Consider the following 24,190-nt stretch of genomic DNA (forward strand, 5'->3'; position numbering starts at 1 on the left):
TTTGTATCGTACAAATAAAAGAAAATAAGATTATCTTTTCAATACATTTACTGATTTTATAATAGATTCGAGTTCATGCATGAGATCGCGTTTTTCTTTGGATGGCGCGTAACAAAATCCTTCTAAAACCAGAATTCGATTGTATTCCTTATCAATAATGGCATAATTGATAAAAGGACCTGACATGAAATCATTATTTAACTCCCAAGTTCCCTTCGTTTCAAAGGTTTCTTTATCATCAAGAGTAATCTTGAAAAGGTAAGGAGCATACGCCTCTTCAGTAGTCATATTAGTATCAGGCTCCGTTCCCCTGATGTATAATTTACCAATGGAATCTCGCATTTTAATAATGTTGGATATTAAATCGGCATCTTTATTAATCGTGTTTAAAGGAACTTGATAAATTAAAAGGCTCGTGTTTCCTCCGATAATTTCCTTTTTTAACCACATAAAATTGCTTTTGTGAAGCACGTATGCGTAACCGGAAGGCACCTGCAATGTGAGATGGAATTTATTCGAAATTACCTTCGGATCAATATGAGATTGGCTATTGATTTTCTGGCTTTCGGCTATTTCTGCCTGCTTGATTAGCTGAATCATTTTAGGCGCATTTTTTTCAATGGTTGTTATAATATCCGTACTTGTTTTGCCGGAAATATGAAATACATTCTGAGGAGATGCATATTGGTCTTTAACAATCTCAAATTTATTTATTTCCCCTTTTTTTACCACAATAATCGCTCTGGTATCGGTCATAAAACCTTCCAAAAGCTTAACTGGATATTGATTTATGTTGAACAGTGGTTCTTCTTGTGGCAAACCAATTACTGGCGATGCAAACTTGTTTCGAATGCTGTCTCCCACATCACCATTCCATAACTGATCGTCAATAATGACCGAAATAGTATTGATTTTTCCCGAAGTTTTTCGTGGCAAAGATTCATTTTCCTTTTTACAGGAAAACAACATCAAAGAAATCAGAAGAAATAAAAAATGGGCTTTATTCATTACTATACAATTATAAAATAAAACCCAAATTTATAGAAGTTTATCGTATTATCCGTTTATTTTTAACTTCATTCCGGGCTTGAGTTCTTCACTGCGAATACCGTTCCATTTTTTTAAGTCCGAGATGGTTACTCCTGGATATTTTTTAGAAATACTATACAAGGAATCTCCTTTTTTCACATAGTAATCAATCGCTTCTTTTTTATAGGATTCGGCGATATTTGTTTTTCTCTTAAATGAACTTACCGTTGCTTTATTTGTATTGATAACTATTTCATCTTTGGCAACAATCAAAGTGGCACCTATGCCAATAGTATTGTCCGGTAAATTATTCCATTGTTTTAAATCCGCTAATGAAGCGCCAAATTTCTTACCTATACTCCCTAAATTATCTCCTTGCAGAACAACATATTCAATGTCTTTTCGTTCGGGAACTGAAACTAATTCTTCTTTACTGTCTGACGCTTTTTTTACAACTTGCAATGTAACTCCTAACTGTACATTATCATTTGAAAGGTGATTCCATTCTTGGATTTCGGCTACGGTAACATCATATTTATTAGCAATGCTTCCTAAATTATCTCCTTTTTGAACCACGTAAAATGCTGTTGCATTAGAAGAAAATGTGTTTGGTTCTACCGTTTTTTTCGTTTTATCATCCTTATTTGCTTTCATTTCAGAAGCAACTACTCTTTGATTGCTCGAAATTTTATCTGAAGGAACTTGATCCATTTTAGGCTCTTTCTTAACGGCCGCTACATCAGTTTGACCCATCACTATTTTTAAACTTTTACCATAAGCCAAAGCATTGCCTCTGAGTTTATTCCATTTTTTTATATCAGCAACATCAACGTCATATTTACCGGCAATTATACTCAGATTATCTCCACGTTTAACTTTATAATATGTTGTTTTGGCAAGCGCAACTCTTTGAGCTATATAATTAGCAGTGTCCTTTACGACCATTGTTTTTTCAACCTGAAATGGCTTTTCACGTTTGCTTAATTCATATTGAGTGTAGGCATAAATCTGGTTTTCATTTGACACAAAAACGGCTATTTTTTCTTGTGGTAATCTCAAATAATGATTTTCATCGTGATAAAACGGAATCACATTTAGCTTATAAGATGGGTTCAAAACCTGCAATTGCGCCACCGGAACATCTAACAAATCCGATATTTGCTTGAACGTCATCTGTTTCTTAATCATAATAGTATCCGTGGCAAAATGTTTTACTGACGCTCTGTTAGGAATAATTCCGTGCTCTTTGTGGTATTCATAAATGTACATTGTAGCGAGAAAAGCGGGTACATATCCTTGAGTTTCTTTGGGAAGATTTTTTCTGATATTCCAATAATTCTGTTGTCCTCCAGAACGTCTAATGGCTTTAGCAACATTCCCAGGACCAGAATTATAAGAGGCCAAAACTAAGTCCCAATCGCCAAATATTTTATACATATTTGTCATGTATTGCGCCGCGGCTTCACTGGCTTTCAATGGGTCGCTACGTTCATCAATATAGGAGTCAATTTTCAACCCGTATTGTTTTCCGGTTTGATACATAAACTGCCAAAGTCCTGTGGCACCCATTTTAGAAATTGCTTTTGGATTTAAAGCCGATTCTACAATAGCCAAATATTTGATCTCCAAAGGAACATTTTGTTTCGCCAAAGCTTCTTCAAAAAGCGGAAAATAATATTCTGATGTGCCCATCAAGCGCTCAAAAGATTTCTTTCTGTTTTTTAGAAATGACTTAATGATATTTTCCAGACCTTGATTGTACTCAATATTGAAAGGTGATTTGGCATCCATTGCCGCCAATCTTTCTTTCAAAAGCGCAGTAGGTAATTCATAATCCACCATTTGGTCCATATTAATGTTCTTAATATCATCCGATAGGTTGTTGTATAAATCCAGATTTGTTAATTCTTTCATCCACAAACTGTCAACACAAGATGCTAAGTCATCTTTTACGAAGGTATTCTTGATGGAATCTAAATAAGATAGTTTTGTTTCTACTTTTGCGAAGTCTTTATTTACAACTGTTTCTTGCGAAAATAAATGCGCTGATGCTAATAGAAAAAACGATAAGGCGGTATTTTTTATATTCATATTTTTACGATCAATGACCTATATTTCAAATGATTACAAAGCTTGTTTTTACAAACTTAACAGGTTTAAACTAAAAAATTCTATAAATATTGTTAAAAATACAATCTTTCACGCATTTGTAAAGAATTTTCATTGATTTTGGAGGTGAAAATCCCTTTAAAAAATCAATTCTTAAAATTTAATGTAAAAAAAACCTCAGCGATAAATAGTATCACTGAGGTTTTCATTTAATTCTGATACCGTTTTTGTATTTGAAATCATTACAAATCAAACGGTTTTTATTTGTTTAGCAATGCCTTTATTAGTCAAGAATAGCTGCTATTCCTGGCAATACTTTACCTTCGAGCATTTCTAACATAGCACCACCACCAGTTGATACGTAACTCATTTTGTCCTCCAGACCAAATTGTTTTACTGCTGCTACAGAATCTCCACCACCTACAAGTGAGAAAGCTCCGTTTGCCGTTGATTCAGCAATGAAGTTCCCCAAAGCGATCGTTCCATTAGCAAAATTTTCCATTTCAAAAACGCCTAGTGGGCCATTCCAAAGGATTGTTTTAGAATCCCTAATTACTTTTTTGAAGTTTTCCAAAGATTTTGGTCCTGCATCAAGTCCTTGCCATCCATCAGGAATTGCTGAAACGTCAACAATTTGAGTATCGGCAGTATTTGAAAAAGCATTTGCTGCTACAACATCAACAGGAATGTGAATCTGAACTCCTTTTTCCTTAGCCAATCTCAAGATTTCCAATGCCAATTCTTGTTTGTCATCTTCACAAATAGAATTACCAATTTTACCTCCTAATGCTTTTACAAAAGTAAATGTCATTCCACCGCCAATAATCATGTGGTCTACTTTGTCCAAAATATTCTCGATAACCGTAATTTTAGAAGAAACTTTAGACCCCCCAAGAACTGCTGTTACTGGTTTTTCACTGTTTTTCAAAACTTTGTTCAAGCTTTCGATTTCTTTAGCTAGTAATAATCCGAAACATTTTTCAGTAGGAAAAAATTGTGCAATTATTGTAGTCGATGCGTGTGCTCTGTGTGCTGTTCCAAAAGCGTCGTTTACATAAATATCACCAAGTGACGCTAATTCTTTTGCGAAAGCAACATCTCCAGCTTCTTCTTCATCATGGAAACGTAGATTTTCTAATAATAAAACTTCACCTGCCTGTAATTTTTCAGCAGCAGTTGCAGCTTCTGAACCAATACAATTGGAAGCAAACTGAACTGGTACTCCAAGCACTTCAGAAGTTGTTTTCAGAATGTGTTTCAATGAATATTTCTCTTCAACACCTTTTGGTCTGCCTAAATGTGACATCAAGATTACGCTTCCGCCTTGAGCAAGAATGGCGTCAATTGTAGGTTTTGCCGCTTCGATACGAGTGGCATCCGTTACATTGAAATTTTCGTCCAAAGGCACATTAAAATCGACACGTATTATTGCTTTTTTAGCTGCAAAATCAAAATCATTTAAAGTTTTCATCAGGTATTTTTTTAGTTTGTTTTTTGAAAGAATAACAAATATAGAACTTTTAAATTATTAATAAATTTGAAAAAAATAGCTTTTGTCAACGAAATCGTTGTAAACCAACAATTAATTCGCTTTTTTAACGCTTTAACTATTTTTAATCCCATAGAAGTTAAAATAAATTTGAAAAAAAAACGTGTTTGATAGCATTTTGAAACGTGCTTTTCCTGAAACTTTGCATCCGAAAATTTTAGACTAAACCATTTTCTGCTATCTTTGCTTTATGCAATTTTCAGAAATTTTAGGGCAGGAACACATTAAAAGTCATTTGACAAGAAGTGCTGATTTGGGAAGAATTCCACATGCGCAGTTGTTTGTTGGCCCTGAAGGAAGCGGTACTTTACCCATGGCAATTGCTTATGCACAATACATTATTTGCAGCAATCAAAACGGGGAAAACTCCAGTTTAAACGAGGCCTGTAACATCAAATTTCAGAAAACTTCGCATCCTGATTTGCATTTCATTTACCCAACCGTAAGTACTGAAGATGTAAAAACAAAACCCAAAAGCATCGATTTTATCACGGAATGGAGAGCGTTTTTAAACCAAAACCCGTACGGAAGTTTGTTTGATTGGTATCAAACTCTAGGCGTTAAAAATAAACAAGGCGAAATTAGGGTTGATGATGCTCAGGAAATCTTGAAATCTCTCGCTTTAAAATCCTACGAAGGCGGATACAAAGTAATGATTATTTGGATGGCCGACAAATTGAACATTGCCGCTTCCAATAAATTATTGAAACTACTCGAAGAACCTACGGACAGAACGGTTTTTATCCTGATTTCAGAAAACGAAGAAGATATAATTCAAACCATTCGTTCCCGATGCCAAGTCCTGCATTTTAACGGATTAAGTCAAACCATTATTGCAGAGGCTTTGGTTTCAAAAGAAAATACGGATTCTAAAATAGCTTTAAAAATAGCACATCAAGCACAAGGAAATTACAACAAAGCATTGCAATTATTACAACCGGACAGCGAATCTGTTTTTTTTGAAAAATGGTTTGTTGATTGGGTTCGTGCTGCTTTTAGAGCCAAAGGAAATGCCGCCGCCATTCAGGATTTGATTCAATGGAGCGAGCAAATTGCAGGTTTGGGAAGAGAAACCCAAAAGAAATTTTTACATTTTTGTATCGATATGTTCCGTCAGGCATTGTTACTGAATTACCAAACTCCAAGCTTAGTTTACATGGAGCCACAAGTAGAAAAATTCAAATTGGAGAATTTTGCCCCTTTTGTAAATGGCAACAATATAAATGATATTTTTAAAGAACTTTCGGATGCCGTGTATCACATCGAGCGCAACGGAAATGCTAAAATTATTTTAACCGATTTATCTATAAAACTCACGCGTATAATTCACAAAAAATAAAAAAATGAACAACATTACTTCGATTTTAATTTTAATTTTTCTAGCCATTACTTTTCTACAATCCGGTTACGACAAACTGTTTTATTGGAAAGACAATGTCGGCTGGTTAAAAGGTCATTTTGCCAAAACTCCATTAAAGAATCATGTGCCATTAGCATTACTTAACATTTTAATTTTAGAATTAATCTCTGGTATTTTATGTGTAGTTGGCTGTATTGAATTATTCATAAACAACGGAAGAATATTCGGTTTTTACGGAGCAGTATTCTCCTGTATCACTTTATTGATGTTGCTTTTCGGACAAAGAATGGCTAAAGATTATGATGGCGCCAGAACAATTGTCATCTATTTTATCCCTGCAATATTGGCCGTTTATTGGTTAAACTAAAACTATCATTATACAAAACAACAATTCCATTTTATATAAAAATATGAGTCCAAAACATCCTTCTGAATCCCTGACGATATTAACTGATTTGGTTTTACCAAGTGAGACCAATCCTTTAAATAATCTTTTTGGTGGTGAATTATTGGCCCGTATGGATCGCGCAGCGAGTATTGCGGCACGAAGACATTCCCGAAGAATTGTAGTTACGGCTTCGGTAAATCACGTAGCCTTTAACAGAGCCATTCCGCTGGGAAGTGTCGTTACTGTTGAAGCAAAAGTTTCAAGATCTTTCAAAAGTTCTATGGAAATTTTTATTGATATTTGGGTAGAAGACCGAGAATCTGGTAACAAAACTAAAGCCAATGAAGCGATTTATACTTTTGTTGCAGTTGATGATACCGGAAGACCTGTAGAAGTGCCGCAAATAATTCCGGAAACAGAGCTGGAAAAACAACGTTTTGATGCTGCATTAAGACGCAAGCAACTCAGCTTACTTTTGGCTGGAAAAATAAAACCTGAAGATGCTACAGAGCTGAAAGCTTTATTCATATAACAAGTAGGATTAACTTATTTTTTTACTGAAATTTAAATTTAAAATATTTTTGAAAGAGAAAATTCACATTAAAAAAAGAAGTATTTTTACGAAAACAAATATTCGTACACAAATAAAATTTTCAGGATAATTATTCATCCTGTCAGTTTTTTAGAGTTATAAAATAATACAAATCGATGAAAGAAAAGGTAAAAGAGAAGATGAGTACAGAGAAAGAATCCAAATTAAAAGCGCTACAGCTTACGCTTGACAAACTAGACAAAACGTACGGAAAAGGAACGGTGATGAAAATGGGCGATAAAGCCATTGAGGAAGTGGAAACCATCTCATCAGGATCTTTAGGAATCGATTTAGCGTTAGGCGTTGGCGGGTATCCAAGAGGTAGAATTATTGAAATATATGGTCCGGAATCTTCTGGAAAAACAACCTTAACACTTCATGCCATTGCCGAAGCTCAAAAAGCGGGTGGAATTGCTGCTTTTATTGATGCAGAACACGCTTTCGATAGAAATTATGCAGAAAAGCTAGGCGTAGATATCGAAAATCTAATCATATCGCAACCAGATAATGGGGAACAAGCTTTAGAAATTGCAGAAAACTTGATTCGTTCAGGCGCAATTGACATTGTAGTAATTGACTCGGTTGCCGCATTGACTCCAAAAAGTGAAATTGAAGGAGAAATGGGAGATTCTAAAATGGGTCTTCACGCTCGTTTAATGTCTCAAGCATTACGTAAATTAACAGGGACCATCAGCAAAACAAATTGTACTGTTTTCTTTATCAATCAATTAAGAGAGAAAATTGGTGTAATGTTTGGTAATCCCGAAACTACTACGGGAGGAAATGCATTGAAGTTTTACGCTTCGGTTCGTTTAGATATCCGTCGTTCTACGCAGATTAAAGATGGTGATAATGTCCTTGGAAACAGAACCAAAGTAAAAGTGGTGAAAAACAAAGTCGCTCCGCCTTTTAAAATTGCTGAATTTGACATCATGTATGGTGAAGGAATTTCAAAAACAGGAGAAATTTTAGATCTTGCAGTAGAATTTGAAATCATCAAAAAAGCGGGATCTTGGTTCAGTTATGGTGAAACCAAATTAGGACAAGGCCGTGATGCTGTTAAGTCATTAATAAAAGACAATCCAGAATTAGCCGATGAGCTTGAAGCAAAAATTAAAGCTAGAATAAAAGAATTAGCAGAAGCATAAAAACTAAAACCCGAAAATTTTCGGGTTTTTTTGATTTATAACGCAACCTTTTTAAAAAATTTCATCTATTAAGAAAACCGTCACTAAAAACTTTTAAACTGACGGAATAGTATTAACTTTTAAATTATTAAAGATGAAAAAAATTGTTTTACTCACCCTCTTTTTATTGACCCTAACGGGTTGTAGTATTGACGATGATCAACCTAATTACAGTTATGAAGTACTCCCGATAGACAGTTACATATTGCCTCAATCTTTCACCTTAGGACAAACCTATGAAATAAAATTGAAGTACAAAAAACCTTCAGATTGCCATTCTTTTCAAGGAATCTATTACGATAAAAATTTGAACGTAAGAACAATTGGTATACAAACTACCGTTCTTGAAAGTACAAATTGCAAACCTTTAACTACGGAGCCAATAGAGGTTTCTTTCAATTTTTACGTAACCAATACCGGCTCCTATATTTTTAAGTTTTATAAAGGTGAGGACGCCAATGGTCAAAATATATTTGAAGAAGTTGAAATTCCAGTGACTAATTAATATCGGTAAAAACTGTGGTATTGGATCAAATAATTAATCAATGTAAAAAAAACTGCCCCAAAGCGCAAGAGCAATTGTACCAATTGTTTTCTAAAAAATTCTTTGGGGTATGTTTAAAATATTCCAGAGATTATGCAGATGCCGAAGACAATCTACAGGATGGGTTTTTAATTATTTTTGGTAAAATTGAACAATATAATTTTAAAGGTTCTTTTGAAGGATGGGCAAAGAGAATATTAATTAACAACGCCCTTCAAAAATTCAGAGGCGTTAGATATATGGAGGTTATAAACGACAATATTCCTGAGGAAGAAGTCGAAATTGAAGACGAAAATATTTCTATCGATTATCTCATGCAAATCATTCAAGAGTTACCAGACCAGTATCGATTAGTTTTCAGTCTCTATGTACTTGATGGATATTCCCATAAAGAAGTCTCCGAAATGCTCAAAATAAGTACTGGAACCACAAAGTCAAATCTTGCGAGAGCAAGAACTATTTTGAAAGAAAAAATTGATCATCATACAAAAATTAAAATAAATTCATTGGCAAAATGAACGATAAAAAAAATATAGACCGATTGTTTCAAGAGCGATTCAAAGATTTTGAATCAGAGCCAAGTAAACAGGTTTGGATAAATATTCAGGCCTCTTTAAAAGAAAAAGAGGAAGACAGAAAAGTAATTCCGTTTTGGATAAAATCTTCTGGGATTGCTGCTGCTTTTCTTTTAGGTTTTTTTGCATTGAACACCGTTGTAAACAATACCATTGAAATAAAAAACGGTGTCGTTATAGACACGAAAATTTTAAAAAATTCGTTTGATGGAAAGGATTCTACTCTTGATAAAACAAAAAAAGAGCGTAATCCTTTAGAAGTGAAAACAATTCCCCAGGTCGTAGTAAACAAAATTAAAACAGGAAAAACAGATGAAAAAGAAATTATATCTCCTAATAGATTTAAAATCAATTCGAACAAAGAGAAGAATCAGAACGGTTCTGTTGTTTATTTCCAAAAAAATAATTCACCGCTAAAACAAACAGCAGCAAATACTAACAACCTAAAATTTACGGCTGTTAACGCTGAAAAAAACAGCACAAAAACCCATGATCAATTTGAAAATATTCCGCAAAATCAAACACTCGAAAAAAGTGGTTTAAAAGAGGGTGAAAACTCTAAAATTGCCATCATAGATTCTAAAAAACAACCATCAAATAGTGTTGAAACTCCAAACGAATTAGAAGAAATCCTTAAAAATAAAAAAGGAGAAGAAAAAGAAGTTGTGGTTCTTAACCAGAAAAACAAGTGGCAAATTACGCCAAACATCGCAGCTGTATATCTGAATTCGAATTCAGGCGGTTCCGCCATTGACCCTCAATTTTCAGAAAATCAAAAAACAGCCGATAACAGCTTAAGTTTTGGTATTGGGGTAAATTATGCTGTTTCTAAAAAAGTAGCCTTACGAAGCGGAATTAACAAGCTCTCATTGGGATATAACACCAATAACGTAGTCTACTCAACCGGTTTGGCAAACAATAATCTTGCAAATATTAATTATTCTTCAAATGCATTAATTGAGATTAAAAACAAATCCGCTCTGAACGGCTTAATCACTTTTGAAAAAGGCTTGCAAAAAACGAATACAGGTGCTATCAATCAAAAAATGGGCTATTATGAAATCCCTTTGGAAGTTTCCTATGCTGTTTTGGATAAAAAATTTGGAATCAACATTATTGGAGGCTTAAGTACTTTATTTCTCAGCCAGAATAAAATATCGTTAGTTTCATCTGAAACCAATGTAAAATTAGGAGAAGCAAAAAACTTGAATCAAGTCCATTTTAGTACTAATGTGGGTTTAGGATTTAAGTACCAAATTATAAAATCATTCCAAATTAATGTGGAACCAATGGTTAAATATCAATTGAATACATTTTCAAACAACTCAGGTGACTTTAAACCACTATTTATCGGATTGTATTCCGGTATTAGCTATAGCTTTTAATTGGATTAGAATCGAAAGCTATTAGTTGATTGTATATTATTTCGCGTACTTCTTCGCGAATTTCTTTCCGGTCAACGCCAGTTTTCCCCAAAGTTTCTATGTGTGAATGCATTTTTACACGCATAATCCCTGGGCTTCCGCTGAAAAAAGTATAGGAAAATCTTTTCTTATTGTCGGCAAAAGTAATAGGAACGATGGGAATTTCATGTTCTATCGCCAATCGGAAAGCACCGTCTTTGAAAGTGTCCAACAAAACCGATTCGTCATCTGGAACACCGCCTTCTGGAAAAATACATATACTCAATCCTTGATTGATTCTTTTTTGAGCACGATTAAAGACTTCCATTTTACTTTTAGAACAACTTCTATCCACCAAAATACACGTTCTTTTGTAGAAAAATCCAAACAAGGGAATTTTTGACAATTCTTTTTTACCTACAAAAACAAATGGATTTTTAATTGTGACAAGCATCAGCATAATATCGGCCATTGAGGTATGATTTGCAACAATCATATAGCTTTTATGAGGTTCCAGTTCTTCACTTTTATCTATTTTATAATAAAATCCCATCCCGAAAAGAATACATTTTGCCCAAATACGAGCCATCTTAAAAAAATAAGGATAACCGCTTTCCGTCAAAATAGACAAAACCAAAAAAGGAAACATCACCAATATGGGAATGGCCATCAAAATATAAAACCATATCCGCCACAGTACCCAAAAAACAATTTTTAATCCTCTCATAAGTTCAAAAGTAAGAAATCGTAGGCGAATAATAATAAAAGAATTAAATTTGCTAAAAAACTTTGCGTCTCGATAGCTATCGGGATTACGGTTAAGAAAAAATAAATAATGGCAAAAATACTTACAGGCGTTCAAAGTACAGGAACACCGCATTTAGGAAACTTACTTGGAGCAATCATTCCCGCAATAGCATTATCAAATAAACCTGAAAACGAATCCTTTCTTTTCATTGCCGATTTACATTCGATAACACAAATAAAAAACGGCGAAACCTTACGAACCAATACCTACAGTACCGCTGCAGCTTGGCTTGCTTGTGGTTTGAATGTGGACAAAGTAGTTTTCTACAGGCAATCAGATGTGCCACAAACAGCGGAATTATCATGGTATTTGAGTTGTTTTTTTCCTTTTCAACGCTTGACATTAGCGCATTCTTTCAAAGACAAGGCGGATAGACTGGAAGACGTAAATGCCGGTTTGTTTTCGTATCCAATGTTGATGGCTGCCGATATTTTATTATACGATGCTGAACTGGTTCCGGTAGGAAAAGACCAATTGCAACACCTTGAAATTACTCGTGATGTAGCATCCCGTTTCAACCATCAAATGGGAGAAACATTCGTAATTCCCGAAGCCAAAATTCAGGAAGACAGCATGTTGATTCCGGGCACCAATGGCGGAAAGATGAGTAAATCAGCCAATAACATTATCAATATTTTTTTGGACGATAAAACACTACGCAAACAAGTGATGAGTATTGAAACAGATAGCACACCGCTGGAAGACCCTAAAAATCCGGATACGTGCAACGCTTTTGCTATTTATTCTTTATTGGCAAACAATGAACAAATTGCAGCGATGAAAGCCAATTACCTTGGTGGAAATTATGGATACGGTCACGCCAAGCAAGCCTTATTTGAATTAATCACAGCCACTTTCAAAGTTGAAAGAGAAAAATACAATTACTACATCAATAATCTTAATGAAGTAGATGCACTTTTAAAGATTGGCGCTCAAAAAGCAACAATTGTTGCTAATGGTGTTTTAGGAAGAGTGAGAGAGAAATTAGGATTTGAGGTGTAACAATCCATTTTTAAAACATATAAGTCATGTAAGTTTTTTTAAAGTTACTATAGTTTAATGTGAGATTGTTTTACAAAAGCTTATATGACTTATATGTTAAAATTATTTCGCGTTTATAGAAATCCTTTTTTGGTTTAGAGACCGGAAAGGGATTTTTTTTTTAAAACATCATTAAAAGTGGGTATTTGAATTACGATAAGCACTTCTTATTTTTGTAAACAACTTTTAGGATAAATAGTCTTAACTTTACGAATCAAACTATGAAACAAACCAAAAACCAAAAACCAAAAACCAAAAAGCTACATTAGCAAATTTCTACTTATTTTTGTTCTAGCAATAACGTTGAGCAATTGCCAAGTAGAGGAAGATGTAGTTAGAGAGGAAAATATAATACAAACTGTCAGCATTGAAGAGGCAATTTCTTTCTTGAAGCAAAATCCTCTAAAAAGCAGGTCTAAATCAGGAAAGAAAACGGTTTCGTATCCTATATTTAGCGCCATAACCCAGGAGAAAATCACAAATAGTGACCAATTAATAACTGTAATCCCTTTATCTAACACTATCAAACAAGAATACAGCAGAATGCTATTGCTAAAAATAAAAGACACTATAAAAAGTGCTGTTTTTAGCATGTATCCCGATAAAGACACTAAACAGAAAGATTTCTCTGGAAAAATAATGATTACTACAATTGATGGCGAATTTGTAAACGCATTTCGGGTAAAAAACGGTTCCTTTGTTTCACGATTTGTTATAAGAACAACAACTAATGCTTCTTTTAGAATACAAAATAGAACTATTATAATTGACGGAGTAGAATTTGAAGAATTAAATGAGGTCATTATTCCTCCTAGAAATAGTTCAAATACAATTGAATATAATGTTCTCTATGATTGGTCCGCTTATAACGATAACAGCAATGGAACCGGAATGGAATGGAATTTTGGTGGTGGAGGCGGTGGTTCAGGTGGTTCGTCTTCTGAAGCTGAACCTGTCAAAGAGGATCCCTGCGTCGCTGCTGAAAAAACTTCAACCATTTCAAAAGATACAGAATATTTATCAGCTTTTAATGAAATTACAACAGCAACAGCAACGGAAGAACATAGTATTACTTTAGGTAAAGACGCTGATGGTAAAATAACACAGGCACCAATGAATAATGGTGGACAATATATCGTAAAAACAAACACAACTTGGCCCGGCGCTTTTGCTGCCTTACACAACCATCCAAATAATACGCCACTTTCTTCAGGAGATATCTATACCAGTGTACAATTGAATGTAAAAAGCAGTAATTTCACAACTACTTATATTTTAACAGATGGTGAAGTCTATGCTATAGTCGTTACAGACTTGGCAGCCGCACAAGCTTTTGTAACTGCATATCCTGCTGATCAAGTACCTAACTATAGCCCAGAATTCCCATCCTTTATATTTAATCAAATAGTAGATCTGAGAGCAAAACTGGGTGAGTCAACTGAAGCCCGTACATCGGCGATAGCTTCTATTTTAAATAAGTATAATTCAGGTATAACTTTACTCAAACAAGATAATAATGGTAATTTTTATCCTATTATACCTGAAGCGATTATAGATATGAACGGAAATACAATATATACTAATAAAGATTGCAACTAACCTTTAATTTAAAATCATGAAAAACACCCTCAAAATTTTCGCAATACTATTCCTTTTAATCAACTATAGCTGTAAAGCACAACATATGGTTCAAACAATAAAAGATGTGCACTTATTAAAAAACAATGAACAACAATTTATCAACAAACCTTTAAAAAATTTACTGAAAGAAATCAAACCAGAAATAAAAAATGTTCTAGGAACTAAAGACGATCCGTCTTATTTTGCTTTTAATTTCATCAGTCGAGATGAAATAAAACGAAAAGTAATTGGAAGAAAACATATAAATTTATATGTATATGTAAAAGAACCTTTGAAATGGAATTTTAATGAAAGGCCACAAGGAAAAGAATATTTATGGTCAAAAGAGGATGTAGAAAAATATGGTGATCTTACTGTAATAAGAATCAAAGTTATTGAACGAATAGAAGATTAAATAAATACTTTGAAAATACAACAGTAATCTAAGATTAGGCTTTGAAGCTATTTAGTTTAAAAATAAATAATAACCCTTTCTATTCCAACTAGAAAGGGTCATTATTTTATATCGCCTCAAACAATTTCCCTGGCAAAGGTCGTATAACACCTTTCAATTCCATATTGAATAAAGACATCAAAATATCACTAAAAATAGATGTTTTTTTAATAAAATATTTTCTTAGATTTATAACTAGGCAACTTCCGGAATATTTTAGATAACACTAAATCCATTAGATGAAAAACATATACCTTTATTTACTACCAATTTTAACACATTTATTAACTGTTAGTTTATCGGCACAAACTGCGTCAGATACTGTTTTTTTATTGAAAGATAACAATCACAAAATTTATATTGAACCCAATAAAAATGACGTTAAATATCGTTCATTTGTAAAAGAATCGAGGGATAACAAAATTCTTGATTTACCTGCAAAATGGGTTCCTTTGCATGTCCATAAAGGCAATTATTATGTATACGAACCTTGCGATTTGGGAACCAACACATCAATTTATTTATCAAAAAACCAAATTTATTTTTATGGTTTTGAATTAAACAATTACAAATTGAATTCAAAACTTAAAAAAGTAGAAGATTCCCATTATGGGTTATCCTATATAGATTTAGATAAAAAAATTGTTTCGGTTGATATATACATCATTGATAAATTAAAAATGGTTTCCATATTTAAATACCAAACTCAGGAGGAAAAAATTAGTTACCAGCTCATGATTGACCAAAATAAAATTAATGAATTTCAGATGATTGTAAATGAATGTACGGATAACAAAGTCCCAGAATTTACATTTGAAACAGTAGATTATCAAAAACTAATAAAAGAAGCGAAATAGGTATCATTTTATTTAAATGACTTAAAAACTGAAGGCACTTTTAAAAACGAGCGCCTTTTTTTATCAAATCGCCTCAAATAATTTCCCCGGTAAAGGTCGAATTACACCTTTCAGTTCCATATTCAACAGCATTCCTGAGATTTTATAAATAGGAAAATCACAACGCAAGGCGATAATATCCATCAGTTCTTTTCCCGTTTTCAAAAGGTAATCGTATACTTTTTGTTCGTCACTATCTAAACTCACAAACAATTGTTTTTGTACTGGTTTTGTTTCCTTCTGAATGTCCCAATTCAAAATATAAATCAAATCGGCAGCACTCGTCAAGACATTTGCTTTTTGGGTTTTTATCAAATTATTGCACCCTTGGCTGTACTTATCCGTAACACGTCCCGGAACCGCAAAAACATCACGGTTGTAGTCATTCGCCATATTTGCCGTGATTAATGAACCACCTCTATCGGCTGATTCAATGACGATAGTCGCTTCAGACATACCAGCAACAATTCGGTTTCTTCTAACGAAATTTTCTTTATCCGGATTGGATGAACTCCAAAACTCAGTCATAAAACCACCGTTTTGTTCCACTTTGGCCACATATTTTTTATGGGTTTTCGGGTAAATTTGGTTCAAACCATGTGCCACCACTCCTATTGTCTGCAAATTATTTTCCATCGCCGCTTGATGTGCGACAATATCAACACCATACGCAAATCCGCTTACGATTATAGGATCCAGCGGAGCCAAATCTTCAATTAGTTTTCTACAAAATTCAGTTCCATACGACGTAATTTGTCGCGTTCCTACAATACTGATTATTTTCCTGTTTTTTAAATTGATATTTCCCGAGTTGAATAATAAAAGTGGCCCGTCAATACAATGTTTCAAGCGTTCCGGATAGTCGTAGTCCTGAAAATAAACCGCGTTGATTTCATTTGCTTCTATAAACTCCAATTCCTGAGTTGCTTTTTCGAAAACTGATTTATCCTTTAAATTTTTCAGCAAAACAGATCCTACTCCATCAATAGCAGCAAGTTGCGATGCCTTTACATTAAAAACGGCTTCTGCAGTACCAAAATGGGTAAGCAGTTTTTTGGCCATTATATCGCCCACTCCTTCAATTCTTTGCAATGCCAATAAATAAAATAAATCCTGCTCTTTCATGCTAATTATTTGAAAGTGAAATGTATAAATTTTTATGCGGATTGTTAATAAAAATTGTGAATAAAATTTTGATAACTATTTTCGTTGTATAACTTTGTAAGTATGAAAATCGAACTATACATCGCGCAGCTTTTATACCGTTATCAATGTGTAACCGTTCCAGGTTTCGGAGCTTTTTTGACCGAAGTTCAGTCGGCTCAGTTAAACGAAAGCACGAATTCATTTTCTCCACCCAAAAAAATGATTGCTTTCAATGCTAATTTGAAAAACAATGATGGGTTATTAGCCAATCATATCGCTTCAGCAGAGAAAACTTCTTATGAATATGCCGTAAGCGCGATTCAATATGAAGTTTTTAATTGGAAAAAAGCATTAGAAGAAAATGAACTTTTTTCTATAAAAAATGTGGGAGATCTTCGTTTGAATGCGGATAAAAATATAGTTTTCACTCCGTACGATCAAACGAATTATTTAATCAGTTCTTTTGGGTTGGCTCCTTTTGTTTCCCCACTTGTAAAAAGAGAAATCTTCGAAAAAGAGTTAGAAGCAATTGAAGATAAAGCAACAATCTCTTTGGTTCCTGAAACTAGAACAGCAAATCCGTATTTAAAATACGCCGCTATTTTTGTATTAGGATTAGGACTTGCAGGAAGTGTTGGTTATCCAATGTACCAAAACCAAATCGCCTCAGAAACGATTCTTGTTGAAACTGCCGTTCAAAAACAAGTTCAAAATAAAATTCAGCAAGCCACTTTCTTCATCGAAAGTCCAGTTCCGGCTGTAACACTATCCGTTAAATCGACTAAAGAAACAAAAATGCCGTATCATATTATGGCTGGAGTGTATAGAGAAGAAAAAAATGCCAATAAGACGTTGCGAATTTTAAATCGTTTAGGTTACGATGCCAAACGTATCGCTCCTAACAAAAACGGTTTTTTTCCAGTTTTATATGGTAGTTATTCTACAATTGCTGAGGCCGAAAAAGCAAAGCAAGAAATTCAGAAAAAGCACAATCCAGAGGCTTGGATACTGATTCAATCCTTATAAAAACAAAAACCCTATTCTTACCGAATAGGGTTTTTTCATTTTAGCGATTTGTTGTTTTAATTCAAACTCGCTTTATACATTCTGGCTTCTTCCCAGGAGAATTTATGACCGTGTTTTTCCATCAAGGTATTCAGTGATTCTTCTTTATATCCCGAAAACGCTGCTGCCAAATCCTGCATTTTATCCTCCGGTAAAACCTCCGAAATTGAAACTGCTTTGGTTTGTATCAGCTTTACAAAATGCGAATAAATTGTTTGTTTCGTCAACATTCGGATTGTCGCTATATCTTCAATTGATTTCTTTTCCACCCACAATTCATACGTTTCCTGAACCGTTGATTTTTTAGGTGCTGCTGTTTTTGATTTTTTCGAAGTATAGCGTTCCACGTCTTTTTCGTCTTCAATCAGCGTGATATTTACTTCCTTGAATTGATTTTGTATGGCTTCCGTTTTTCGGCTGATGTATTTTTTTATTTCTGAGGAGGTCAATTTCTCTTTCGAAATGGTTTCTCCCGCAACAACGGTTTCTATCAATAATTTGGCTTTCATTAATCGCAGAACGGCTTTGGTTTGCAATTCTTCCAGAACGATTAATTCATCATAAAACGCTTTTACTTTCTTGATGCGCTTTACTTCTTCCAGTTTCCAAAGGATTTCAAAAACCAAATCATCCATAGGTTTTAAAAAATAACTGAATGCGGCTTGAATGCGTTCAGAAACATGATTTAAATCGACTGTTTCCTGACCAAAAAGGGTATTCAATTGCGAAATAAATTTCTTGGACGGGTCCAAAAGCTGTTCGATGATTTCCGTTCGCTTTTTGGCCCAAACAGCATGTTTGGATTTTTCTGAAATTTCTGATTTTTCGCTGTAACTGAATTTATGATTGCGCCATTCCTGAGCCAATTCACTCCAATCGAAGGTGTTTATCAGATAGTTATGGATGAAATTTTTGGTTTCAAAATGCAAGGCACTCTCTAAAAACGAATCCGAGGCTTTGTTTAATGAATAATCCATCACATCCTGATCGTTTGAAATGCCATTCATACGCAACGGAGAAAGCAAAACAAGCCCCTCTAACGAACGCAAACGCGATAATGCGACATAAGCTTGGCCCGGAAGAAAAACTTGCGAAACATCAAGTGCCGCTTTATCAAAAGTTAATCCTTGGCTTTTATGCACCGTAATTGCCCATGCCAATTTGATGGGATAATGCACAAAAGTTCCCAAAACCTCTTCTTCAATTTCTTTCGTGGTTTCATCTACTTTGTAGCGGATGTTTTGCCATTCGTATTTTTCGACTTCTATGGTTTTGTTTTCTTCCGGAAAATAAACCAAGATTTCCTGACTCGAAAGCGATTTGATAATTCCCATTTTTCCGTTGAAATAGTGTTTATCAAAGGACAAATCGTTTTTTACAAACATAATTTGTGCGCCTACTTTCAACTGCAATTGTTGTTCCACGGGAAATATCTTGTCCGGAAAATCTCCGGTTATCTCCGGTTTGTAAATCACTACCTTTCCTTCTAAATCTTCCAAAGCCTGCGCATTCATCGTATCGGCTTTGTTGTTATGTGTGGTTAGTGTGATGTATCCTTTATTTGCCTTTAAATCAAAATCGGGTTTTACGTATTGGTTTAAGGTTTGAATGTCTTGCTGGGAAATCTGGTTGTTGCGCAGATTATTCAAAACCGAAATAAACGTATCATCGGTCTGGCGAAAAATCTTGGACAGTTCAATATATAAAGGCGGATTTTGCTGTACCACATGCGAATGAAAAAAGAATTTTCCTTTGTAATACGTTTTCAGCGTACGCCATTCTTCGTCCCGAATTACCGGTGGCAACTGCAATAAATCGCCAATATACAAGACCTGAACACCACCAAAAGCACTATTTTTTTTACGTACGGTTTGCATCATATAATCCATCGCATCCAGTAAATCGGCACGAAGCATACTCACTTCGTCGATAATCAGCAATTCCATATTACGAATCACTGACTTCTTCAAACCACTCATTTTGAAATGCCTGCGCAACGTGGCTTTGGTTTCAAATTTGGTGTTCTCGGAAAATTGAGGCGATGAATTATCTGGAATAAATCCTCCAAACGGCAACTGAAACATGGAGTGAATCGTAACGCCGCCGGCATTTAACGCGGCTATTCCCGTAGGTGCCACAACAACGGTATTCTTGTGCGTGGTTTGGATAATTTCTCGTAAAAGGGTGGTTTTTCCCGTTCCTGCTTTCCCGGTGAGGAAAACCGATCGATGGGTTTGATTGATGAATCGTAACGTATAAGCGGCGGCTTCTGAAATGGTTTGCATTGGGCGAGTATATATAAAGCTAAAGTATTGAAAATTAGGAATACTATTTTAATTTTTGGAAAACATTTTAGAATTGTAATTCGAATTTTTTTTAGCCCCGATAGCAGCGGAAATCCTCGAAATTTAGAAAATGATTTTTTTATGGCCGAAAAATAGCGACTAAAAGAAGCTCCTTTTATGGGTACGAAAAAACACTTTCTAAAAGAGAGATTGAAGCAGATAGCGGGAAATAGCTTTAAAAAAAAATGCCTTCAATCTAACTATAGACGAAGGCAATTTTTTGAATTAATATAAAAAATTATTTTTTAGCTTCTGCTTTTTCTTCGGTTTTAGCAGGTGCTTTGTATTTATCGTTCAAGGCTTTGATGATTTCTTTTGTGATATCAAATTTGTCTTCAGCGTATAAAATTGAAGCCGCGTCACCTGTACCGTAGATGTATGCGTATCCTTTTTCTTTACCGTACACTTTGATGAATTTTTTCACTCCGCTTACTAAAGAATCCATTTCTTTTCCGCTTTCTTGTTGCAATTCTTGAGACAACGCTTGTTGTGCGTAACTCAATTGTTGCTCTCTTTTTTGCAATTCAGCACCTTTTTGTTGTGCCCAAGCTTGACCGTTTGCTTGCGCCTGAGCTTGAAAACTTGCCGCTTCTTGTTTGAAACGATTAATTTCAGCTTCTAATTGTCTTCCTTTTTCTTCTGCCTTTGTTTTATATTTTGCTTCAAGGTCTTTTGCCTCTGTATATTCTTTCATTAATTCAGAAGTGTCTACATAAGCTGTTTTTACTTCCTTAACTTCTGCAGCTTTATTACAAGCAACAAGTGAAATTGAAAGTGCGATAATTACTAATGCTTTTTTCATTTTGGTTAATTTCTAATTTTTAAGTATTGGTGACAAAAATATAAAAAAATAGGTAGCATTGACATAAAGTTTAAAAAATGCTAAATATTTATGATATAAGATTTTATTATTGTGATTTATGAATGCATAATTTATGACTATTAAAAGTGGCACATATATCTTTTAAATAAACGGATTAGTTTAAAACTCCGACAGTCACCCTCGATTTAGTCAAAAAACACGCTTAAATGTGCTTAAAATGATTTTTAGTTGTTTTTTAGGATGTAAATGTGTGAAGAATACTCAAAATTCTTTTTGGCTTCCCAATTCGATTGTAATCCGACAAAAAAGGCTTTTATATAATTCATTTTACCGGTTTTGTATTTTTCCGAAAGTAAGCTCACGTAAAAAGAATCAAATTTCATAGGAAGCACTTTAACCAATTTCATTTCTTCTTTTTCGAAAAGCATTTTTATAGCCGTTTTAGAAAAATGCCAAAAATGAATCGGCACATCGTACGCTGCCCAGAATTTTCCGTAATGTTTTGCATCGAAAGATTTGAAATTTGGTACAGCAATTATTAAAGTTCCATTTGGTTTTAATAGTCGTTTCAATTCTTTGATTTGGTTATCCAAATTAGGAACGTGTTCCAAAACATGCCACATCGAAATTACATCAAAAGAATGATTCTCTAATTCACTGGTTGCCCCAACAAACGAAACGCCTTTCTTTTTTGCAATGGCTTTTGCTTTTTCGCTTGGCTCCACTCCTGTGGTATACCAACCGTTTTCTTTGGCCACAGACAAAAAATCTCCTGTTCCGGCACCAATGTCTAAAATACTTCCTTTATTAGATTGCAATGAATTAATTAGATTCAACTTATTTTTAAGTGCAATAGTTTTTACAAAATGGTATGCTTTTTCAAAAAGAGACCTTTTGCTGTCAGTATGCGAAATATAATCAACGCTTTCGTAATACTTTCCTAAATTTTCTAAACTGGGTTGCGGAGTCGTAATCAGCATGTCTAATTTCTCATCATGATATAAATCGAAAATTTCCTGAGAGACAGAATAATCTTTAACGGTTAAAAAAGGCTGTTGGTTTAAAATGTCCATTAATTAATAGTGCTTTTATATTTTAAGCTAAACCCTGAAATCACCGACGGATACTTTCAGGGCTGAATTTTTTATTTTTGTGATTCTTCAATTGTAACAAGGCTTCACAGCGTAGTTTCACGTGGAACAAATTGATTGCAGATTGAGGATTAACGATTTTAGATCCCAGATTTAAATCTAAAATCTAAAATCCTAACGTCCCATATAAATTAACAACACCGAAACATCACTTGGCGAAACACCACTGATTCGTGAAGCTTGAGAAATAGTTACCGGACGAATCTTGCTTAATTTTTGTTTAGCTTCAATCGACATGGACTTTATTTTCTCATAGTCGAAATTATCCGGGATCTTTACATCTTCCAATCGAAGTAATTTATCCGCATTATTTCTTTCCTTTTCGATATAACCAGAATACTTCACCTGAATTTCGGCTTGTTCTAAAATCTCCTGGTCAACATCATTTTCCGCAATATAAGCTGCAACCTTTTCAAATTTTATCATGTCGTCCAAATCAATTTGCGGACGAGAAAACACTTTGAACATTTTATCCCCTTGCGAAATCAGTGCCGTATCTTTAGATTCTAAAATAGGATTTGCTTCCGCAACAGAAACGCTTGTTTCTTTGAAGAAAGCGACCATTTTTTCAGATTCCTTTAGTTTGTGTTCCATTCTACGCAAACGCGCTTCTGAAGCCAAACCAATTTCATGCGACATTGGCGTTAATCTGAAATCGGCATTATCCTGACGCAATAATGTTCTGTATTCCGCACGAGACGTAAACATCCGGTATGGCTCTTCTGTTCCTTTCGTAATTAAATCATCAATCAGAACTCCGATGTAGGCTTCGTCTCTTTTTAAAATTAATGGCGCTTTTTCATGCACTTTTAAATGGGCATTTATTCCAGCCATCAATCCTTGAGAAGCCGCTTCTTCATATCCCGTTGTTCCATTTATTTGTCCGGCGAAATATAATCCTTCAACCAACTTTGTTTCCAAGGTGTGTTTCAATTGTGTCGGCGGAAAATAATCATATTCGATTGCATAACCCGGACGAAAGAATTTTACTTTCTCAAATCCAGCAACAGAACTCAACGCTTTGAATTGAATGTCCTCAGGAAGTGACGTAGAAAATCCATTTACATAAACCTCGCACGTATTCCATCCTTCCGGCTCCACAAACAATTGATGTCTTTCCTTATCTGCAAAACGATTAATTTTATCTTCAATTGACGGGCAATATCTTGGCCCAAGACTTTTTATTCTTCCATTGAACATGGGAGAGCGATCAAAACCTTCTCTCAAAATATCGTGTACCTCAAGAGACGTATAGGTCATGTGACAAGACTTCTGATGAATCAACGGCGAAGTCACATCCGAATATGAAAACTTATCCGGCTTAGCATCTCCTTTTTCTTCGTTCATTTTCGAATAATCCAAAGAACGTCCATCCACTCTTGGAGGCGTTCCAGTTTTCATTCGTCCCGATTGAAAACCAGCAGCGACTAAATCTTCGGTAATTCCATACGCAGCGCTCTCGCCTGCTCTTCCGCCACCGAATTGTTTTTCGCCAATATGAATCAAACCATTCAGGAACGTTCCATTGGTCAATACAACCGATTTAGATCGAATCTCTACTCCAAGCGAAGTTCGGATTCCTTTTATTTTTCCGTTTTCAATAATCAAACCTTTCACCATCTCTTGATAAAAATCAAGATTTGGAGTTCCTTCGAGCATCATTCTCCACTCCTCGGCAAAACGCATACGATCACTTTGAACGCGTGGCGACCACATTGCAGGCCCTTTGGATTTGTTCAGCATTTTGAACTGGATTGCAGTCCTGTCCGAAACAATTCCAGAGTATCCACCCAACGCATCAATCTCACGTACAATTTGTCCCTTGGCAATTCCACCCATCGCTGGATTGCATGACATTTGGGCAATGTTCTGCAAGCTCATTGTAACCAGCAAGGTTTTTGAACCCAGATTTGCGGCAGCAGCCGCAGCCTCAGAACCGGCATGTCCTGCGCCAACAACGATTACATCATATTCATCTAGAAACATCTTCTTTTATAATTTAACCCCTATTCAGGATTGTAATTTTGAAATCTATTTTTTTGTTCCACGTGAAACATTGCATACATGTTCTTCAAACCTAAACGATATGTTCCACGTGAAACACT

At 34.7% G+C, this 24,190-nt stretch carries 21 protein-coding genes; 12 read left to right on the forward strand and 9 right to left on the reverse strand.

Features of this window, described 5'->3' with window-relative positions:
• Positions 1 to 30: 30 nt before the first annotated feature.
• The 3 genes from E0I61_RS01905 to E0I61_RS01915 form a co-directional block, all read right to left on the reverse strand.
• Positions 31 to 1,008: a DUF4837 family protein gene (locus E0I61_RS01905; RefSeq protein WP_132069028.1), complete on the reverse strand. Its 978-nt coding sequence runs from the start codon at positions 1,006 to 1,008 to the stop codon at positions 31 to 33.
• A 48-nt stretch (positions 1,009 to 1,056) separates the two neighbouring features.
• Positions 1,057 to 3,120, reverse strand: a complete 2,064-nt coding sequence (locus tag E0I61_RS01910; protein ID WP_132069030.1) for a LysM peptidoglycan-binding domain-containing protein — start codon at positions 3,118 to 3,120, stop codon at positions 1,057 to 1,059.
• Between the two features lie 301 nt (positions 3,121 to 3,421).
• Positions 3,422 to 4,609: a phosphoglycerate kinase gene (locus tag E0I61_RS01915; RefSeq protein WP_132069033.1), complete on the reverse strand. Its 1,188-nt coding sequence runs from the start codon at positions 4,607 to 4,609 to the stop codon at positions 3,422 to 3,424.
• Positions 4,610 to 4,877: 268 nt separating this feature from the next.
• On the opposite strand from E0I61_RS01915, the gene E0I61_RS01920 reads away from it, so the two are divergent.
• The 7 genes from E0I61_RS01920 (at position 4,878) to E0I61_RS01950 (ending at position 10,718) form a co-directional block, all read left to right on the forward strand.
• The gene (locus E0I61_RS01920; protein ID WP_132069034.1) at positions 4,878 to 6,026 is read left to right on the forward strand and encodes a DNA polymerase III subunit; all 1,149 of its coding nucleotides are present in this window, start codon (positions 4,878 to 4,880) and stop codon (positions 6,024 to 6,026) included.
• Between the two features lie 4 nt (positions 6,027 to 6,030).
• Complete coding sequence (locus E0I61_RS01925) at positions 6,031 to 6,414, forward strand: DoxX family membrane protein (protein WP_131990865.1); 384 nt, start codon at positions 6,031 to 6,033, stop codon at positions 6,412 to 6,414.
• Between the two features lie 43 nt (positions 6,415 to 6,457).
• Complete coding sequence (locus E0I61_RS01930; RefSeq protein WP_132069036.1) at positions 6,458 to 6,967, forward strand: acyl-CoA thioesterase; 510 nt, start codon at positions 6,458 to 6,460, stop codon at positions 6,965 to 6,967.
• Positions 6,968 to 7,167: 200 nt separating this feature from the next.
• Positions 7,168 to 8,175 carry a recombinase RecA gene (recA, locus tag E0I61_RS01935; RefSeq protein ID WP_131991614.1) on the forward strand — a complete coding sequence of 336 codons (1,008 nt, stop codon included), beginning with the start codon at positions 7,168 to 7,170 and terminating at the stop codon, positions 8,173 to 8,175.
• Positions 8,176 to 8,308: 133 nt separating this feature from the next.
• Positions 8,309 to 8,719, forward strand: coding sequence for a lipoprotein (locus E0I61_RS01940; protein ID WP_131990861.1), 411 nt, complete (start codon positions 8,309 to 8,311; stop codon positions 8,717 to 8,719).
• A 14-nt stretch (positions 8,720 to 8,733) separates the two neighbouring features.
• Positions 8,734 to 9,276 carry an RNA polymerase sigma factor gene (locus tag E0I61_RS01945; protein ID WP_131990859.1) on the forward strand — a complete coding sequence of 181 codons (543 nt, stop codon included), beginning with the start codon at positions 8,734 to 8,736 and terminating at the stop codon, positions 9,274 to 9,276.
• Positions 9,273 to 10,718, forward strand: a complete 1,446-nt coding sequence (locus E0I61_RS01950) for a hypothetical protein (protein WP_132069038.1) — start codon at positions 9,273 to 9,275, stop codon at positions 10,716 to 10,718. Before E0I61_RS01945 ends, E0I61_RS01950 begins: the two co-directional genes overlap by 4 nt.
• Here the strand turns inward: E0I61_RS01950 and E0I61_RS01955 are convergent.
• Positions 10,702 to 11,463: a lysophospholipid acyltransferase family protein gene (locus E0I61_RS01955; RefSeq protein WP_131990855.1), complete on the reverse strand. Its 762-nt coding sequence runs from the start codon at positions 11,461 to 11,463 to the stop codon at positions 10,702 to 10,704. The two genes, E0I61_RS01950 and E0I61_RS01955, sit on opposite strands and share 17 nt — an antisense overlap.
• 108 nt (positions 11,464 to 11,571) lie before the next feature.
• Here E0I61_RS01955 and trpS point away from each other — a divergent pair, with 108 nt between their 5' ends.
• The 4 genes from trpS (at position 11,572) to E0I61_RS01975 (ending at position 15,516) form a co-directional block, all read left to right on the forward strand.
• The gene (gene trpS, locus E0I61_RS01960; RefSeq protein WP_132069040.1) at positions 11,572 to 12,546 is read left to right on the forward strand and encodes a tryptophan--tRNA ligase; all 975 of its coding nucleotides are present in this window, start codon (positions 11,572 to 11,574) and stop codon (positions 12,544 to 12,546) included.
• A 342-nt stretch (positions 12,547 to 12,888) separates the two neighbouring features.
• On the forward strand, positions 12,889 to 14,184 hold the full coding sequence (locus E0I61_RS01965; RefSeq protein ID WP_132069041.1) for a hypothetical protein: 1,296 nt from the start codon (positions 12,889 to 12,891) through the stop codon (positions 14,182 to 14,184).
• Between the two features lie 16 nt (positions 14,185 to 14,200).
• Positions 14,201 to 14,620, forward strand: coding sequence for a hypothetical protein (locus E0I61_RS01970; protein WP_132069043.1), 420 nt, complete (start codon positions 14,201 to 14,203; stop codon positions 14,618 to 14,620).
• A 278-nt stretch (positions 14,621 to 14,898) separates the two neighbouring features.
• A complete protein-coding gene (locus tag E0I61_RS01975; protein ID WP_132069045.1) occupies positions 14,899 to 15,516 on the forward strand; it encodes a hypothetical protein in 618 nt (205 codons plus the stop codon).
• Positions 15,517 to 15,579: 63 nt separating this feature from the next.
• Here the strand turns inward: E0I61_RS01975 and dprA are convergent, their stop codons facing one another.
• The gene (dprA, locus tag E0I61_RS01980) at positions 15,580 to 16,680 is read right to left on the reverse strand and encodes a DNA-processing protein DprA (RefSeq protein WP_132069047.1); all 1,101 of its coding nucleotides are present in this window, start codon (positions 16,678 to 16,680) and stop codon (positions 15,580 to 15,582) included.
• Positions 16,681 to 16,782: 102 nt separating this feature from the next.
• Here dprA and E0I61_RS01985 point away from each other — a divergent pair, with 102 nt between their 5' ends.
• Positions 16,783 to 17,727: an HU domain-containing protein gene (locus tag E0I61_RS01985; protein WP_132069049.1), complete on the forward strand. Its 945-nt coding sequence runs from the start codon at positions 16,783 to 16,785 to the stop codon at positions 17,725 to 17,727.
• A gap of 56 nt (positions 17,728 to 17,783) precedes the next feature.
• Here E0I61_RS01985 and E0I61_RS01990 read toward each other — a convergent pair whose 3' ends face one another.
• The 4 genes from E0I61_RS01990 to mnmG all read right to left on the reverse strand — a co-directional run bounded on the left by E0I61_RS01990 (position 17,784) and on the right by mnmG (position 24,071).
• On the reverse strand, positions 17,784 to 20,051 hold the full coding sequence (locus tag E0I61_RS01990; protein ID WP_132069051.1) for a helix-turn-helix domain-containing protein: 2,268 nt from the start codon (positions 20,049 to 20,051) through the stop codon (positions 17,784 to 17,786).
• Between the two features lie 298 nt (positions 20,052 to 20,349).
• Positions 20,350 to 20,913: an OmpH family outer membrane protein gene (locus E0I61_RS01995; RefSeq protein WP_132069053.1), complete on the reverse strand. Its 564-nt coding sequence runs from the start codon at positions 20,911 to 20,913 to the stop codon at positions 20,350 to 20,352.
• Between the two features lie 245 nt (positions 20,914 to 21,158).
• On the reverse strand, positions 21,159 to 22,007 hold the full coding sequence (locus E0I61_RS02000; RefSeq protein ID WP_132069055.1) for a class I SAM-dependent methyltransferase: 849 nt from the start codon (positions 22,005 to 22,007) through the stop codon (positions 21,159 to 21,161).
• A gap of 192 nt (positions 22,008 to 22,199) precedes the next feature.
• Positions 22,200 to 24,071 (reverse strand): tRNA uridine-5-carboxymethylaminomethyl(34) synthesis enzyme MnmG, encoded by a 1,872-nt coding sequence (gene mnmG, locus E0I61_RS02005; protein ID WP_132069057.1) that lies wholly within the window; start codon positions 24,069 to 24,071, stop codon positions 22,200 to 22,202.
• Positions 24,072 to 24,190: the final 119 nt, after the last annotated feature.

Source organism: Flavobacterium ranwuense, assembly GCF_004349315.1.
Taxonomy (GTDB): domain Bacteria; phylum Bacteroidota; class Bacteroidia; order Flavobacteriales; family Flavobacteriaceae; genus Flavobacterium; species Flavobacterium ranwuense.